The sequence below is a fragment of the Flavobacterium sangjuense genome (assembly GCF_004797125.1).
Taxonomy (GTDB): Bacteria; Bacteroidota; Bacteroidia; order Flavobacteriales; family Flavobacteriaceae; genus Flavobacterium; species Flavobacterium sangjuense.
On record NZ_CP038810.1, the window covers coordinates 1,527,252 to 1,544,608 of the forward strand.

Annotated in this window: 14 protein-coding genes; 12 read left to right on the top strand and 2 right to left on the bottom strand. The window is 34.7% G+C overall.

Annotated features, from left to right (window positions below):
* Positions 1-50: 50 nt before the first annotated feature.
* From GS03_RS06685 to ctlX, 7 genes are all read left to right on the top strand, one after another.
* Positions 51-374, top strand: a complete 324-nt coding sequence (locus tag GS03_RS06685; protein WP_136151779.1) for a hypothetical protein — start codon at positions 51-53, stop codon at positions 372-374.
* Between the two features lie 101 nt (positions 375-475).
* Complete coding sequence (locus tag GS03_RS06690) at positions 476-667, top strand: hypothetical protein (RefSeq protein WP_136151780.1); 192 nt, start codon at positions 476-478, stop codon at positions 665-667.
* Between the two features lie 140 nt (positions 668-807).
* A complete protein-coding gene (locus GS03_RS06695; protein WP_136151781.1) occupies positions 808-2,847 on the top strand; it encodes a M13 family metallopeptidase in 2,040 nt (679 codons plus the stop codon).
* Between the two features lie 347 nt (positions 2,848-3,194).
* The gene (locus tag GS03_RS06700) at positions 3,195-5,543 is read left to right on the top strand and encodes a beta strand repeat-containing protein (RefSeq protein ID WP_136151782.1); all 2,349 of its coding nucleotides are present in this window, start codon (positions 3,195-3,197) and stop codon (positions 5,541-5,543) included.
* A 1-nt stretch (position 5,544) separates the two neighbouring features.
* Complete coding sequence (locus GS03_RS06705; RefSeq protein WP_136151783.1) at positions 5,545-7,524, top strand: 3-coathanger stack domain-containing protein; 1,980 nt, start codon at positions 5,545-5,547, stop codon at positions 7,522-7,524.
* 151 nt (positions 7,525-7,675) lie between these two features.
* Entirely contained in the window at positions 7,676-8,590 is a 915-nt protein-coding gene (locus tag GS03_RS06710; protein ID WP_136151784.1) for a dimethylarginine dimethylaminohydrolase family protein, read from the top strand.
* A gap of 1 nt (position 8,591) precedes the next feature.
* Entirely contained in the window at positions 8,592-9,527 is a 936-nt protein-coding gene (gene ctlX / locus GS03_RS06715) for a citrulline utilization hydrolase CtlX (RefSeq protein ID WP_136151785.1), read from the top strand.
* Positions 9,528-9,619: 92 nt separating this feature from the next.
* On the opposite strand, the gene GS03_RS06720 is transcribed toward ctlX, so the two are convergent.
* Entirely contained in the window at positions 9,620-10,246 is a 627-nt protein-coding gene (locus tag GS03_RS06720; protein WP_136151786.1) for a MarC family NAAT transporter, read from the bottom strand.
* Between the two features lie 113 nt (positions 10,247-10,359).
* On the opposite strand from GS03_RS06720, the gene GS03_RS06725 reads away from it, so the two are divergent.
* On the top strand, positions 10,360-10,725 hold the full coding sequence (locus GS03_RS06725; RefSeq protein ID WP_136151787.1) for a CoA-binding protein: 366 nt from the start codon (positions 10,360-10,362) through the stop codon (positions 10,723-10,725).
* 34 nt (positions 10,726-10,759) lie between these two features.
* Here the strand turns inward: GS03_RS06725 and GS03_RS06730 are convergent, their stop codons facing one another.
* Complete coding sequence (locus GS03_RS06730) at positions 10,760-12,256, bottom strand: sodium:solute symporter (RefSeq protein WP_136151788.1); 1,497 nt, start codon at positions 12,254-12,256, stop codon at positions 10,760-10,762.
* Positions 12,257-12,411: 155 nt separating this feature from the next.
* Here GS03_RS06730 and recR point away from each other — a divergent pair, with 155 nt between their 5' ends.
* The 4 genes from recR (at position 12,412) to GS03_RS06750 (ending at position 17,356) form a co-directional block, all read left to right on the top strand.
* Complete coding sequence (recR, locus tag GS03_RS06735) at positions 12,412-13,032, top strand: recombination mediator RecR (protein WP_136151789.1); 621 nt, start codon at positions 12,412-12,414, stop codon at positions 13,030-13,032.
* 76 nt (positions 13,033-13,108) lie between these two features.
* Positions 13,109-13,897: a polysaccharide biosynthesis/export family protein gene (locus GS03_RS06740; protein ID WP_136151790.1), complete on the top strand. Its 789-nt coding sequence runs from the start codon at positions 13,109-13,111 to the stop codon at positions 13,895-13,897.
* Positions 13,898-13,908: 11 nt separating this feature from the next.
* Entirely contained in the window at positions 13,909-16,389 is a 2,481-nt protein-coding gene (locus GS03_RS06745; RefSeq protein WP_136151791.1) for a polysaccharide biosynthesis tyrosine autokinase, read from the top strand.
* Complete coding sequence (locus tag GS03_RS06750; protein ID WP_136151792.1) at positions 16,376-17,356, top strand: SDR family oxidoreductase; 981 nt, start codon at positions 16,376-16,378, stop codon at positions 17,354-17,356. Before GS03_RS06745 ends, GS03_RS06750 begins: the two co-directional genes overlap by 14 nt.
* Position 17,357 lies beyond the last annotated feature (1 nt).

Consider the following 17,357-nt stretch of genomic DNA (forward strand, 5'->3'; position numbering starts at 1 on the left):
AAAAATAATTACATTTGATTCACCATTTATAAAAGAAGAAGTTGAAATTTTTGGCCATTATACTATGTCTTTATGTTAATGTGCTTGCCGTAATACCAACGGTAAAAGTAGTTAAGATGACTATGGAATTGAAATGCCACGATGCTTGTTGTGGTAAGCCTCTAAAAGAAATTCCAAATGGCTGTCAAAAAGAAAAATGCCTAATCAACCTTAATTATCATACTGGACCTTTTTTGGTTTTCGAAGCGGATTATAAGATGCAAAATTTCTTTTCTGATTCTTTGGTTAGACAAACTACACATTACAACACGACTTTAATTCCCAATTATAATGTTGTCATTTGGCAACCGCCGGAACATTCATTTAATGTTTAAAACAATCGTCAGTCACCCGAGGCGCAGCCGAACTGTTTGGAGCGCAGCGGAAAAAATCTTTAATAATTAAAAAAAATAATAACATTTAAAAATATAAAATCATGAAAAAATTAGTTTCAATGGTAGCTATAGTTGCCTTTTTATTCTCAATGAATGTAAATGCTGCTCCAGATCCAAAAGCAAAAAAGAAAGAAGCCAAAACAGAAAAAGCATGTACAACTGCAGAAAAAAAAGAGTGCAGTGCAGCTAAAAAAGCATGTTGCGCTTCTAAAAAAGCAGAAGAGAAAAAATAGTTTAACCAAATTATTTTTGAAAAGTGTCCTGAATTTCAGGGCACTTTTTTTATTTTATCACTTTTAAATTAGACATAATGCTATACATTTGGTAACATTTTTATTTTTTTTATACCAATGATTATCAAAACTATAAACTTATGCAATTCAGAAACAAACTTACCATTAGCATGCTATCGGCTTTATTCGCGATAAGCTGCAGCCAAAAAGAAACTCAATACGAAGATCCATTACTTACTAATCGGGATACAACTGTAAATCCGGGCGACGATTTTTTCCATTATGCCAATGGAGGTTGGTTTAAAAAACATCCTATTCCGAGTACGGAAAGCAGCAACGGAATTTTTAGAACTATAGGAGATACCATTAATGCTCAGATCAAAAACATTTGTGAAAAATCAGCAGAAAACAAAGACGCTGCAAAAGGAAGCAACGAACAAAAGATAGGCGATTTTTATGCTTCTGGTATGGATACTTTAGCCATTGAAAAAGCAGGGCTGAAACCATTAGCTGCGACTTTATCAAAAATCGAAGCCATTACTGATGTTTCAACTTTGATGAATACTATTGGGTATCTTCATACAATAGGTGCTGGTCCGGCATTCTCTTTTTATGTTGGACAGGATGATAAAATAAGTTCAAAAAATGCTTTGTTCTTTGGGCAAGGTGGTTTGGGTTTAGGTAACAGAGATTACTATTTTAATACGGATGCCGAAGCGGTTAAAATCAGAACTGAATATGTAAAGCATTTGGAAGCAATGTTCCAATTAATGGGAGACAATGCTGCAAAAGCAAAGACTGCAGCCACTACGATTATGAAATTGGAAACGGATTTAGCTAAAAACAGCAGAAAATTAGAAGCACTTCGTGATCCGATAAAGAACTACAACAAGATGACTTTGGCCCAATTCAAATCATCAACACCATCTATAGCTTGGGAAAATGTTTTGCCACAATTAGGTATTACAAAAGCTGATACGGTTATTGTAGGTCAACCTGAATTTTACAAAGGATTGGATAAGATTGTCAGCTCATACAGCATTGCAGATTGGAAAACCTATTTGAAATGGGATTTGGTTAACACTTATGCTTCTTATCTTAATAATGCTATCGAAAAGCAAAACTTTGCTTTTTACTCCACAGTATTGAATGGTGTAAAAGAGCAAAAACCAAGATGGAAACGTATCGTTGAGCAAACCGATGGCTCATTAGGAGAATTGATAGGTCAGGTGTATGTTACAGATTATTTGCCAAAAGGGTCAAAAGAAAAACTATTGGAGATTGGGAATAACATTCGGGATGTATATGCAGATCACATCAAGAAGTTGGATTGGATGAGTGAGGAAACAAAGAAAAAAGCACTTTTCAAATTGAGTAAAATCGTAATGAAAGTGGGTTATCCTGATAAATGGAAAGACATGAGCAGCGTTACTATCAATAGGAATGCGTATTGTGCCAATGTTATGGCTGTTAATAAATGGTCATACGATTATATGATTAAAAAATATGGCAATCCGGTTGACAGAACCGAATGGGGAATGTATCCGCAAACGTATAATGCCTATTACAATCCGAGCAATAATGAAATTTGTGTTCCTGCCTGTAATATTTTGGTTCCCGGATTTGAAGGAAGAATGCCTGATGATGCTATTTTGTATGGTATAATTGGTGGTTCTACTTTTGGTCACGAAATCACACATGGTTTTGATGATCAGGGAAGTCAGTACGACGATAAAGGAAACCTGAAAGACTGGTGGACAGCAGAAGATAAAGCTAAGTTTACTCAGAAAACAAAAGCAATTGTGGCTCAATTCAATAAGTTTGAACCGCTTAAAGGTAAGTTTGTAAACGGTGATGCAACACAAGGGGAAAACATCGCTGATTTAGGCGGTGTTGTTATGGGATTTGAAGCTTTCAAAAAAACAGCGCAGTACAAGAATAAAGAAAAAATAAGCAATTTTACACCAGAACAAAGATACTTCTTAGCTTATGGCTATGCCTGGATGGTACATGCTAAAGATGAAGCAATATCGAGACAAATCATGTCAGATGTTCATTCGCCGGCTCAATTCAGAATCAATGGACCATTGATGAATATTCCGGAATTCTATAAAGCATTCAACATAAAACCGGGAGATAAAATGTATCTACCCGAAAAAGAAAGAGTAGTCATTTGGTAATGCCTAAACCCAAAAAAATCCCTATCAATTGATAGGGATTTTTTTTTGGAATCTATTTCCCACTTCCTAAAGTTTCATGAACAAAAATTAATTTATTTAAAAATTAAATTATGTAAGATAAATTAATTAGTATTTATAAAAAATATGTATTTCATCGATTATATATGCATTTAATAGATTTATTTTATTTAAACTATTTACATTTGGGTATAAGATTTACGATATCAAATTCTAAATAACAGCAATTAGGTATTTAAAGTTTTATCCCTCCCTAAAAGATCAAAAAAGAACAAAAAAAAATTAAAATCACTTTTAATTAAATTATTAACGTATTAAATCTTTTAGTTATGAAAATGAAATTTACTCTTCTATTTACAGTATTGTTTTTTGCTGGAGCTGCTTTAGAAGCCAACGCTCAAGTTAATAATACTTTTACAGGTGAAAACTGCGGTGTTAATAATACAGGGAACTATAACACAGGATATGGACTTAATTCGTTAAGTAATAATACCAGTCATAGTAATAGTGCTTTTGGAATAGGGACATTGAGTTCTTCTTCAGGTGGGTTTAACTGTGCTTTTGGAAATGGCTCACTAGCCTTGAATGGAAGCGGGAGTTTAAATTGTTCATTAGGAACAGGAACTTTGCATAATAATGATTCCGGTTCATCTAATATTGCGATTGGTCATAGATCGTTAGAATCTAACATTGACGGAAGTTACAATACTGCAGTTGGTTATGCAGCACTATTAAAGAACATAGGTAGTTCAAATACAGCAATAGGAAATTATAGTCCAAGAAGTTTGCTGTCAGGGGATTCTAATATTTTTATCGGATCAGAGACAGCTATCAATTTATTAAGTGGAAGCTACAATGTTTTTTTAGGGAATAGAATAACTGTTCCAAAATTTCCATCCACACCAATTTTAGCTGGGAACGACACTAATCAATCAATAATTATTGCAGATGGTTTAGGGAATCAAAGGATTTTTATTCAAAAAAATGGAAATACAGGAATTGGTTTGGGTAACAATGTCATTCCGGTTAACAAATTAGATATAAAAGGTGGTGTTGCTATTGGTAGGAATTTCACGCCAAATGGAGTAACTCCCGGAATTTCAGCTCCTGCAAACGGATTAATGGTTGAAGGAAGAGTAGGAATAGGAACAACTTCACCTAATAATAAAGTTGAAATCACACAAGGAACAGAAGGTAATTCCGGACTTCGTTTTACAAATTTAACCAGTAACTATAACCCACCAACATCTCAAGTGTCTAATAGGTTTTTAACGGTTAATCAAAATGGTGATGTTGTTTTAAACAAAATGGTGAATGCTGTTGAAACTAATGTATTAACATCAAACGCTAATTTGATGACCAGTAATGTAAATAATGTTTCGTCATCATCAACGATTATTAATTCTATTTCTAATACTGTAAATAATAATCAATTAGTAACTACTGTAAATGGTGTTGCGAGTGCTCCGGTAAACTTAACTGATATCTCAGGGCTTGATACTAGTACTACAAACGAGCTTCAAACACTTTCTCAATCAGGAAATACCATAACGCTTTCTAATGGTGGTGGTTCATTTAATTTGCCAACATTTACAGATATTCCTCAAACCATTTCACAAACAGGAAATACAATTACGCTTTCCAATGGTGGAGGCTCATTTACATTACCAACTCCGGTAGATACTGATGCTCAGTCATTAGCTTTATCAGGTAATACATTATCTATTTCAAATGGAAATAGCGTGACACTTCCAACTTATGTTGATGTACCACAAACAATTTCTCAAACGGGAAATACAGTGACGCTTTCTAATGGTGGTGGTTCTTTTACGCTTCCATCTCCACAAGCACCACAAACACTTTCTCAAACAGGAAATACTATTACACTTTCTAATGGTGGTGGTTCATTTACGTTGCCAACACCTATAGATACAGATGAGCAAACCTTATCGCTCACAGGAAATGTACTTCATATTTCTAATGGGAACAGTGTGGTATTACCTAACCACGGACCACAATCAATTACTCAAAACGGAGCCATAGTAACTTTATCGAATGGAGGAGGTTCAATAACACTTCAATCAACTATTGTAACAGCGGGAAATAATGTGTCTATATTAGGAAACGGATCAGCCGGTACACCTTACGTGGTAAGCTCTACGGATACCAGTTTATATGCTGATAATGGTAATATCAATCCGGCAACGACTGTTAACGGAAACAGAGTTGTTTCAATGAATGGCAGTAACATTTGGTTTAATAGTGGAAGCAGTCAGCCAAACGGGAAAGTTTACATTGGTTCAACAGCTTCGTATCCATCAACTTCAGGAAATTATAAATTATATGTAGAAGGCGGAATCTTAACCGAAAAAGTAAAAGTAGCTCTGAGAAGTACAGCGAATTGGGCAGATTATGTTTTTGAAAAAAATTACGACTTAATGCCTTTGAAAAATGTAGAAGAATATATTGCTAAACATAAACATTTACCTGGAATTGATTCTGCAAGTGAATTGGCTAAAAACGGACTTGATTTAGCAGAAATGCAATCCAAACACATGGCTAAGATTGAAGAGATGATGCTTTATATTATTGAGCAAAATAAAACCATTGAAAAAAACATCAAGGATATTGAAGAATTAAAAAAACAAGTAAAAGTACTAACAGCTAACGAAGATTGATATGTATAAGATACTAAAAACAGTAATAGTTTGTGCTATTTGTTTTAATTCTTATAACATTTCAGCACAGCTCAATGAGTATTTGAATTCTGAAGAAAAAAGAATATCAAGTGCTAACCAGACCGAAGTAGAAATTCAGAAATTCATTGACAATAATTTTAACAATTATGTGTTGTCAAAAGAAGTTACTGATGATGTAATCAGACATCTTAGAGAAGAAGAAGAATTTAGTCAGGCAGAATTGGATAAAGCAATTCTAAACACTAAAATTTACGAATTAAGAAAGTTGTTCTTTGCCGAAAATCCGGATAAAAAAGACTTGTATTTTGCAAGACCAATGCCTGTTGCTGTGCAACAAACCTGTGTGAATGGTGATTTTGAAAATGGTACAGCTGGCTATACCTTTTGGTCTGATTCATATCCGCAACCGGCTTCGGGAACATCATTCTTTTTATCATGTGCGACACGATCGGTGCAAACCGCTTTAAATGTTGTGACACCGGCAACCAACAATTTAAACGCAGCAGTAACTTACATTGATAATACAAGTCCTGGTTATCAGCAGTATGATCCAATGTTAGCAAGTTTAGGAGTAAACGTTCCAACCTTGTTTGCTTCTGGCGGCGGAGGTAATAAATGTATTAAGTTAAACAATGAAATGGGATTTGGTTCCTCTGACATTACTACGGTTTCACGTTACTTTCCAACAATAAATCAAGCAACAATTGATTTTAATTTTTCATTGGTAATGGATAATAAACCGGCACATGGACAAGATATTCAGCCTTTTTTCAGGGTTAGGGTACTAGACCAGTTCAGTAATGTTGTTGATGAAATATGCATTGTGGCTGATCCGGACAATTGCCTGTTTAACGTAATATATGTAGCCAGCAACAGAAGGGTTCTTTATACCGATTGGATTTGTGCCCGATTGAACGTGGGTGAAATTCTGGGTCAACCCGGAACAATTGAATTTACGATAAGTGACTGTCAACCTTCGGCACATTTTGGAACAGTTTATATTGATAATATTTGTGGTTCTATTTGCGCTTCTCCAAAACTGGGAGCTCTAAATACAAATGCAACCAATATTAATTGTCCTGATACTGTTGCTAACACACCTTTTCAGGTTTGTGGGACTTATCAAACGCCACATAACGCCACCTTAAGTTCCATTACATTAGATATTACTCAAAACGGAACAGTTGTAGGAACATTAAGTGCGCCAACGCAGCTTACAGCGAGTACATTTTGTTTTACCGTTTTACCAAGTATGTTTGGAGCAAGCCCAACAGGAAATTTTGAATTTGAGATTAATGCCAATTTTAATGTCAGTTGTCCCGCAGGCGCATTTATTTATACCATTTCTGACAACTCAGCCGGCGTTGGACCTGATGTGACTTTTGTAGATTGTTGTTTGTCAACATTAACATTGGCATCTCCTTCAGATGACCTTAGTAATTTGGCAACAGTAGCTGTAAAAAAGAAGGAAAGGTCAGATTGGATTAAGGCAGCAAATATAGTATCCGTCGGAGACAATGTTTTGTCAAATGGAGTGGTGTATCATGCTTCAAATTATGTCGAGCTAAATCCGGGTTTTGAAGCCGCTTTAGGTGCGCAGTTTTCAGCTTACCCTGAAGGTTGTACTTCAAATTTTCTATATAAAACTCAGCCGCCAAATGCAAATCCGAGAGGTGATGAACCTCCAAGTGTTGACGAAACTGTCAACCTGATAAAAGTGTCAAAAGATTTTGCCATAGTGCCAAACCCGTCAAGCAGCACTATAGAGATTATAATGAAAGACGCTAAATTCAATAAGGTTAGCATTACGACTATTGATGGTAAGATTGTAGACGAGCGAAATGTTGAAAAAACAGATATAACCATGATTGATGTGAGCCGCTATGCCAATGGTATTTACATAATAAATGTCACCGCTGAAGACGGAAAATTATACACCAAAAAATTAATTAAGAATTAGAATACTACCATTAAGATATTTTTAAATGAAGAAAGCTTCTCGTAACTGAGGAGCTTTTTTTATGAAATCATTAAATTAAAAACTTAAAACTAAGAATAATTTATAATTCGACTTGCTTTCTATATATTTGCTAATTGCCAAAAGCTATTTTATGCTACAATTAAATGTAAAAAACGAAACATCACGACTACGAGCAGTTGTGCTCGGTTCAGCAATAAATAATGGTCCAACACCCAAAGCGGATGAAGCCTATGATCCAAAATCTTTAGAACATATTCTCGCCGGAACCTATCCTGTCGAAGCCGATATGGTCAAAGAAATGGAAGCTTTTAATCAGGTTTTTCAAAAATATGATGTAAAAGTCTTTCGTCCGAAAATGATTGAAAACTACAATCAGATTTTTACCCGAGACATTGGTTTTGTGATTGATGATATTTTTATAAAAGCTAATATTCTTCCGGATCGAGAGCGCGAATTAGACGCTATTCAATATATCATTGACCAAATAGATCCGGCAAAAGTGGTTCGTCCACCCGAAGAAGTGCATATTGAAGGTGGTGATGTTATGCTTTGGAACGATTATATTTTTATCGGAACATATAAAGGTTCTGACTATAAAGATTACATCACGGCACGAACAAATATGCAAGGTGTAAACTATATCAAAGCCTTATTTCCAAACAGAAAAGTCAAAGAGTTCGATTTAGTAAAATCAAAAATTGAAGCTCGAGACAATGCATTGCATCTTGATTGTTGCTTTCAGCCTGTCGGAAAAGATAAAGGAATAATTTATAAAAGCGGTTTCCGTGAAGAGTCGGATTATGTTTTTTTGGTCAAGCTTTTTGGCAAAGAAAATCTATTCCACATTACTCGTGAAGAAATGTATGATATGAATTCCAATGTGTTTTCTATTGCTGAAAACGTAGTGGTTTCTGAACAAAAATTTACAAGATTAAACAATTGGCTTCGCGATAACGGATTCATCGTTGAAGAAATACCGTATGCCGAAATAGCAAAGCAAGAAGGACTTTTGCGTTGTTCAACTTTACCACTAATTAGAGACTAAAATGAAACAAACTACCAACTCCATATTGATGATTCGTCCGGTTGCTTTTCGCATGAACGAACAAACGGCGGTGAATAATTATTACCAAAAAGTACTTGATGGACTTTCGCCTGAAACGGTTAATGCCAAAGCGCAAAAAGAGTTTGATACTTTTGTTGCCAAGTTGCGAAAAGTAGGCGTAAACGTTACTGTTGTTGAAGATACATTAGAACCAAACACACCGGACAGCATTTTTCCAAACAACTGGATTTCATTTCACGAAAGTGGCGATGTAGCTTTGTATCCAATGTTTGCCGAAAATCGTCGTGCCGAAAGAAGAGAAGATATTCTCGACATACTTGAAGATGAAGGTTTTCAGATTAACCAAATAGTAGATTATACTTCGGCTGAAGAGGACAATGTTTTCCTCGAAGGAACAGGAAGTTTACTATTAGACAGAGAAAACGGAAAAGCCTATTGTGCGCTTTCTCCAAGAGCTGACGAGGAAGTTATGATTGAGTTTTGTGAAGATTTCGAATTAACTCCGGTTATTTTCGAAGCGTTTCAAACCGTAAATGGCGAACGAAAACTGATTTATCATACCAACGTGATGATGTGTCTTGGCGATACATTTGCCGTAATTTGTGCCGATTGTATCGATGACAAAAAAGAGCGCAAAATGGTTTTAGATAGCCTTCGAGGTGATGACAAAGAAATCATCTTAATAACCGAAGACCAAGTGAATAATTTTGCAGGAAACATGCTTGAAGTAAAAGGGAAAAACGACGAACGTTTTCTGGTAATGAGCGAATCAGCATATAAAAGCTTGACCAAAAAACAAATTGCACAACTCGAAGCACACGTCGAAATAATTCATTCCAGTTTAGATACAATTGAAGCCTGTGGCGGCGGAAGTGCACGCTGCATGATGGCAGAAATTTTTCTTCCGAAAAATTAATTATGAATTATAAGTTATGAGTCATGAGTTGCAATTTAGCTCATAATTAGCTCCGCTCAGTTCGACTTTCAGTCTCGGGTTATAACTTATAACTAAATCCCTCGGATGATGCTCAAAACCGAACTAATAATATATTGAATTCCGATAGCGATTGTTAGGAATCCAACAATTCTCGAAATCGCTACAATTCCGGAAGCACCAAGATATTTTGCCAAATAATGAGCACTGCGCAGTATGATATAAATTAAAATCGATACCACTAAAATAGCCAGGCAGGAAAAAGCAATTTCAGCAGTAGTTTCATGATGTTCCTGATAATATGCAATTAATAGTGATATCGAACCTGGACCTGCGAGCATGGGCATTGCCAATGGTGTCAACGCAATATCGTTTCTGTTTTCGATGTCTTCCTGTACTTTTTTGTTGATTCCTTTATTTTTACTGAAGTTTCCATTCAGCAGCCCAAACCCCGAACTGGCAATGATAATTCCCCCTGCAATTCGTAGTGCGGTAATGGTGATGCCAAAAAACTCTAAAACATACTGCCCAATGAAGAAAGAAATAATCAGTATTACAAAAACATTAAAACCTGTCCAAATTGCCACGCGAGCGCGTTCTTTCTTTGTGTAATCCTGTGTCAGGCCAACAAATATCGGTACAGTTCCAATTGGATTCAGTACCGAAAAAAGTGCCGCGAATAGAAAGACAAATATCTCCATAGTTTTTTTTGGCAAAGGTAAATCGGGAGTTTCACTTTAATTATTAAATAGAAGTTAAATAAACCTACCGAAATATAAAGTTACCATTATCTTTGATACCAAGAAATGAAATCATGAAAAACAAAAAAACAGTAGTGCTGGGCGCAACAACAAAACCAGAAAAATATGCCTACATAGCAATCAATAAATTAGTAGAAAAAGGGCATAGTGTTTTAGCAATTGGGCAAAATGCAGGAGAAGTTGCCGGCGTTAAAATTCATACCAAACAAATTCCACTTGCGAATATTGATACCGTGACTTTGTACTTAAATCCGAAGCGTCAGGTAGATTATTATAACTACATCATCGAAACCAAACCAAAACGCGTCATCTTCAATCCGGGAACGGAAAACCCACAGTTTTATCAACTGTTGCAAAGCAATGGTATTAAAGTGGAAGTAGCGTGTACGTTGGTTTTATTGGCTACAAATCAGTACTAGTCATTGCGAGGAACGAAGCAATCTCATCCTTTTTTTAAAATTTAGTTTGACTTGTCGCCGGTTTACTAATCATCAATAACCCAAGGAAAGTAATCAATCCGTTTACGATTATCAGTTCGTTATCGATTACATAATTCCCAAAAAGCGCAGCTGAATTTTTGCTAATCAAAAAGCAAATCGCTGGCGAAAGCAGGCAAATGAAAGGTACAAACTTATCGTGCACTGTTTTCGATTTCATAAACAATCCAAAAGCATACAATCCTAAAAGTGGTCCATACGTATAACTCGCCACTTTAAAAATCATCGTAACTACGGATTTGTCATTCAGCGAATTGAAAATTATAATGACCAAAAACATTAGTGCTGAAAACCCAACATGAACGAAATGACGTGTTCTGACTATGTTGGGTTTGTTCTGATTTTCGGTTTTATCCATTCCTAAAAAATCGACGCAAAAAGAAGTTGTCAATGCGGTCAAAGCCGAATCAGTTGTAGCAAATGTAGCGGCGGTTAAACCCAATAAAAAGATGATAGCCGGAACAATACTCAAATGTTTAAAGGCAATTTCGGGAAATAAATAATCGGTTCTTGCCACGCCGTCAACCATTGGAATTGCAATGCCATTTTTCTCGGCATACAAGTACAACAAAGCACCAACACTCAAAAAGAAAATATTGATAATCACAAAAACGGTAGTAAACGTAAACATGTTTTTTTGCGCTTCGTCTATGTTTTTGCAGCTCAGATTCTTTTGCATCAAATCCTGGTCAAGTCCAACCATTGCAATGGTTACAAATATTCCACCCAGAATTTGTTTTAGCACAAAGTTGCCTTTCAGATAATCTTCATAGAAAAACACTTTAGAATAATTGCTGTTTTTCACGGCTTCAAAAGCTTCAACGGCACCAAAATCCAAACTATGGCAAACAAAAATTATCGTCAGAAAAACAGAAGAAACCAGGAAGAAAGTTTGTAACGTATCGGTAATGATAATCGTTTTTAATCCGCCACGATAGGTGTAGGCAAAGATTAATCCGAGTGAAATCAAAACCGTTAAAGCAAACGGAACATCAAACGCATCAAATACATAACGTTGCAAAACAATCACCACCAAATACAATCGAAAAGAAGAACCAATGGTTCTGCTGATTAAGAAAATAGTAGCTGCAGTTTTATAACTAATAACACCCAAGCGCTGTTCGATATAACTATAAATCGATGTCAGATTCATGCGGTAATAGAGTGGAAGCAGGACTTTGGCAATGATTATAAAACCAAGGGCATTTCCGAGAACAAACTGAAAATATTTGAACTGTAAATCGGGATTTCCAACTTCACCCGGAACCGAGATAAAAGTCACGCCAGACAAGGCAGTTCCTATCATTCCGAAGGCAACCAAATACCATTTTGAGTTTTTATTGGCTTTGAAAAAGGTATCATTGTCGGAGCTTTTTTTGCTGACCAAATTGGAAATCAAAATCAATAATCCAAAATAAATAACGATGATAATAAGAATGGTTGTTGGCGACATAATTTAGGTTTTTAGTGTTGCCAAATTAGTGAAAATTGTGGATGTGGTTATTTGGTTATTTGGTTATTTGTGAAGAAAGATGTGTTAATAACAATTATATTTCTAACATTCTAAAATTCTAACAATCTAATGGTCTAATTTGCTACTTTTGCCTCATGGAATTTTCTTCAAAATTGCTTGAAAAAGCTGTAAACGAAATGGCGCAACTACCCGGAATTGGAAAGCGGACTGCTTTGCGATTGGTTTTGCATTTGCTGAAACAGCCATCAGAGCAAACCCAATTTTTATCACAAGCGCTGACAACTATGCGTGAGGAGATTAAGTTTTGCAGCAGTTGTCACAACATTTCTGATGTTGAAGTCTGTGAAATTTGCAATAATCCCAACAGAAATCATAAAATTATTTGCGTAGTAGAAGATGTTCGCGATGTTATGGCGATTGAAAACACCAATCAGTTTAAAGGAATTTATCATGTTTTAGGCGGAAAAATTTCTCCGATTGACGGCGTTGGTCCAAGTCAATTAAACATAGATTCGTTGGTAGAAAAAGTAAAATCAGGAGAAATTGAAGAATTGATTTTTGCGTTAAGCTCAACAATGGAAGGCGATACGACAAACTTTTATATCTTCAAAAGAATCAAAGATTATTCGATAAAAACATCCACTATTGCCAGAGGAATTGCCGTTGGCGATGAATTAGAATATGCCGATGAAGTTACTTTGGGACGAAGTATTTTGAACCGAGTACCTTTTGAAAATACCCTAAAAAATATATAACAAAATAATAGCAGACTACATTTTTGTAATTAGAATTGAAAAACTATCTTTGTTTGCTAATTTTTTATTTAAAATAATGAACAAACCCAAAATATATTTACTACTACTGCTGAGCGTTTTAGTTACTTCCTGCATATCAAAAAAACAGTTGATTTATTTACAAGGTGAAAAAAGTGCTGCCAATGAGGTAGTTACCCCTTCAAATCAGAATCCTTATCGACTCCAGACAAATGACATTTTGAGCATTACAATAAAAGCCATAGATCCTAAATTGGTTGAAATATTTAATAGTTTAAATGTGCAAATAGGTGGAACTGTTAATGAACAAAGTAGTTACTTTACTGGTTATTCGGTTGATGATCATGGTAATATCAGATTGCCAATACTTGGAGAAATGAATGTTTTAGGATTTACTGTTGAAGAAGTTAGAATTAAAATTGAAAAGATACTTTTAGAAAAATATTTTAAAGAGGAAGCTGGTATTTATGTTGTTGTGAAATTAGCCGGTTTTAAATATACTATAAATGGCGAAGTTGCCAGTACAGGAACAAAAACATTGTATCAGGACAAGGTAAATATAATGGAGGCTATTGCTAACTCGGGTGATATTGCACTTACAGGGGACAGAAAAGATGTAAAAGTAATAAGAAGATTTCCACATGGTAATGAAACTTTTAGTATTGATTTGACAGATGCAAATGCTGTTAATTCACCGGCTTTTAATCTACAACCAAACGATTATATATTGGTTAATCCATTGAAAGAAAAAACATGGGGAACCGGAAAAACGGGAATAGAGTCGCTGTCTACTATTATTACGCTATTGTCATTAGCAACAACAACTTATTTGCTACTTAGAAATTAACACCATTTTTCATGATAGACGTAAAAGATTTTACTTTTTTTGATAAACAAAACAGCTTTGATTTTAAAGGTTTTTTAATTAAAACGCTGAGTTATTGGAAGTGGTTTTTGGTTGGGCTAATCATTGCTTTTTCTATCGCTCATCAGGTTAATGTTAGAAAACAAAAGATTTACGGAATCGAAACTACTATAGCGGTTCAGGAAGAAAACAATCCTTTTTTTACTTCAAATACAAGTTTGATCTTTAATTGGGGTGGAACTTCGGATAAAGTTCAGATGATTTCTACTACACTAAAGTCAAGATCACACAATGAATTTGTAGTTGACAAGTTGCAATATTATATCGATTATTTTAAGCAAACAAAATATTTTTTACAAGATGTTTATGGTCAGGTCCCATTCAAAGTAACCATCGATAAAAACAAAAACCAATTATTTAACCAGTTTATAAAAGTAAAAATGGTTTCAAATAATTCGTATCAAATCACTATTCCTTTTCAATCCAATACTGCAGAAGTTATTAGTTATATTGATAATAAACTATCAGTAATTCCGATTGAAAATAAAGAATTTAAAGCAATCTACAAAATAGGTGAAACAGTTAATTTGCCATTTCTTCATTGGAGACTGGATTTGTCAAATTTTGAAAAAAACAACTTTAATGAAGAAATATTAGTTAGGTTCAACTCCTTTGACAGTTCGGTTTCGTCTTGCATGGGTGTAAACGTAGCTATTGATGAAAAAGCGGGTTCCATTTTAAAAATAGGTGTGCAGGGAACCAATAAAAATAAAATGGTTGATTTTCTTAATACTACAGTTGAGGTATTAATCAAAAGGCAATTAGATAATAAAAATAAGTTTGCTGAGAACACTATAAATTTCATTGATAGAACATTGTCCGATATGGAAGGCAAGTTGAAAGAGTCTGGAGATGAATTAAAAGATTTTGGCAAAAGCAACAACATACTTGATATCGAAGCTGGTGGTGCAAACTACAAAACTCAATTGTTACAGTATGATGCCGAAAAAGATGCCGTAGAAAGAAAAATAGCGTATTTAAATTCATTACGAAAGTATTTAAAAGAAAGTGTTGACTTCTCAAAATTACCTGCGCCAACGATTGCCGGAATTGAAGAAGCTAACATCAATGCCAATGTCTCTAAAATAATAACATTGTCGATACAGCGTTCGGAGTTAGCCTACTCAGTAAAAGGCTCATTCTCCTATGAAAGATTAGATAATGAAATACAATCGGTTAAAAAAGTATTGCTTGAAAACGAATCTACTTACAGGAATTCTTTGATGTATGACTTAAATTTTGCCAACCAAAAAATTGCAAAACTTGAAAGCGAAATCAGCCAACTTCCGGAGAACAAGCAGGAATGGTTGAAGTTATCGAGAAAGTATAATTTAAGTGATAATATTTACAATACATTTTTACAAAAGAGAAGTGAAGCATCTATTGTAATGGCTGCAAACTTATCGGATATTCAATTTATTGATCCAGCCAAAGATGTAGGTGGTGGATTATTAGGTCCAAAAACGAGTGTAAACTATGTATTAGCTTTTTTTATGGGATTATTAATCCCGTTAATTCTCGTTTTCTTTATTTTCTTTATTAGTAACTCAGTTCAAAACATTGAAGATATTTCTGCGCAAACCCAATTACCATTAATAGGTATAGTTGGGGTTAAACATTCTGAAAGTAATTTATCAGTTTTTGAAAGACCAAAATCGGCTCTTTCGGAATCATTCAGAGCCATTCGTTCCTCTTTACAATTCTTATACAAAAAGCAAAGCGTTGATGGTTCAAAAACACTTATGCTGACTTCCTCTGTCAGTGGTGAAGGAAAAACATTTTGTTCGTTAAATATTGCGACTGTGTTTGCACTTAGTGAAAAGAAAACTATAATTCTGGGATTGGATTTAAGAAAGCCAAAAATCTTTGATGATTTTAATATTCAAAATGAACATGGTGCTGTTAATTTTTTAATTGGACAAAAATCATTGGATGAGGTTATACAAAAAACACATATTCCTTTTCTTGACGTTATAACATCCGGACCAATTCCTCCAAATCCTTCAGAGTTAATACTTGGAGACTCAATGAGAGATATGATGGAACAATTAAAGAAAAAGTATGATTACATTATACTCGATACGCCACCTGTTGGATTAGTTTCTGATGCTTTAGAATTATCTCAATTCTGTGATGTTACTTTATATGTTATACGCCAGAATTTCACCAAAAAAGAAATGTTGACATTATTAAATAACAGAACAAAACGAGGCGAGCTTATTAATGTGAGTATCATTTTTAATGGTTATGAAAATAAAGCAAAATATGGTGTTGGTTATGGTTACGGATATGGTTATGGTTACGGCTATGGCTATGGCTACGGAAGTGGTTATCATGAAGAGGAAGAACCAAAAGAATTTTTTGCTAAATGGAAATATCGAATATTGAAAAAATTCAGGGATGGCAGAAAATAAAACAACAATATTAATTACGGGTGGTGCTGGATTTATCGGTACTAATTTGTGTGAATATTTTTTGACGAAGGGATATTTTGTTGTTTGCTTTGATAATTTTGCTACAGGTCATAAACATAATATTGCCGAATTTCTGGGACATGAAAATTTCAAATTAATAGAAGGTGATATCAGGGATTTAGCACAATGTAAAAATGCTGTTATCGGAGTTGATTATGTATTGCATCAGGCAGCATTGGGTTCTGTTCCTCGTTCTATAAATGATCCTATCACGAGTAATGAGGTTAATGTTTCGGGTTTTTTAAATATGCTTGTTGCTTCGAGAGATGCCGGTGTTAAAAGATTTGTTTATGCCGCAAGTTCATCCACTTATGGTGACTCAGAAGCACTACCAAAAGTAGAAGACAAAATTGGAAAACCGCTTTCGCCTTACGCTATTACAAAATATGTAAATGAGCTATATGCTGAAATTTTCAGCAATACGTATGGTTTTGAAACGATAGGTTTGCGTTATTTCAATGTGTATGGAAGAAGACAGGATCCAAACGGAGCTTATGCTGCTGTTATACCGAAGTTTGTGATGCAACTGATGAAGCATGAAAGTCCAATTATTAATGGAGATGGAAATTTTTCAAGAGATTTCACCTATATAGATAATGTGATTCAAATGAACGAGTTGGCGATGTTGACTCAGAATCCGGAAGCCATTAATACGGTTTACAACACCGCTTTTGGTGACAGAACGACACTAAACGACATGGTTTCTTATTTAAAAGAATACCTGTCTGAATTTGATACAGCTATTTCAACTATTGAAGTGGTTCATGGCCCAAATAGAGCAGGAGATATTCCTCATTCTTTGGCAAGTATTGATAAAGCAAAAAGATTATTAAACTATACTCCCAATTATTCTTTTCAAGACGGTTTAAAAGAAGCTGTGAAATGGTATTGGAATAATTTAAAATAAA

Bases quoted from the DNA above. Each gene is read 5' to 3' on its own strand.
- GS03_RS06745 (WP_136151791.1), top strand. From the start codon at position 13,909: ATGATAGACGTAAAAGATTTTACTTTTTTTGATAAACAAAACAGCTTT.
- GS03_RS06725 (WP_136151787.1), top strand. From the start codon at position 10,360: ATGAAAAACAAAAAAACAGTAGTGCTGGGCGCAACAACAAAACCAGAA.
- recR (WP_136151789.1), top strand. From the start codon at position 12,412: ATGGAATTTTCTTCAAAATTGCTTGAAAAAGCTGTAAACGAAATGGCG.
- GS03_RS06690 (WP_136151780.1), top strand. From the start codon at position 476: ATGAAAAAATTAGTTTCAATGGTAGCTATAGTTGCCTTTTTATTCTCA.
- GS03_RS06750 (WP_136151792.1), top strand. From the start codon at position 16,376: ATGGCAGAAAATAAAACAACAATATTAATTACGGGTGGTGCTGGATTT.
- GS03_RS06710 (WP_136151784.1), top strand. From the start codon at position 7,676: ATGCTACAATTAAATGTAAAAAACGAAACATCACGACTACGAGCAGTT.
- GS03_RS06695 (WP_136151781.1), top strand. From the start codon at position 808: ATGCAATTCAGAAACAAACTTACCATTAGCATGCTATCGGCTTTATTC.
- GS03_RS06730 (WP_136151788.1), bottom strand. From the start codon at position 12,256: ATGTCGCCAACAACCATTCTTATTATCATCGTTATTTATTTTGGATTA.
- GS03_RS06720 (WP_136151786.1), bottom strand. From the start codon at position 10,246: ATGGAGATATTTGTCTTTCTATTCGCGGCACTTTTTTCGGTACTGAAT.
- GS03_RS06740 (WP_136151790.1), top strand. From the start codon at position 13,109: ATGAACAAACCCAAAATATATTTACTACTACTGCTGAGCGTTTTAGTT.
- GS03_RS06700 (WP_136151782.1), top strand. From the start codon at position 3,195: ATGAAAATGAAATTTACTCTTCTATTTACAGTATTGTTTTTTGCTGGA.
- ctlX (WP_136151785.1), top strand. From the start codon at position 8,592: ATGAAACAAACTACCAACTCCATATTGATGATTCGTCCGGTTGCTTTT.
- GS03_RS06705 (WP_136151783.1), top strand. From the start codon at position 5,545: ATGTATAAGATACTAAAAACAGTAATAGTTTGTGCTATTTGTTTTAAT.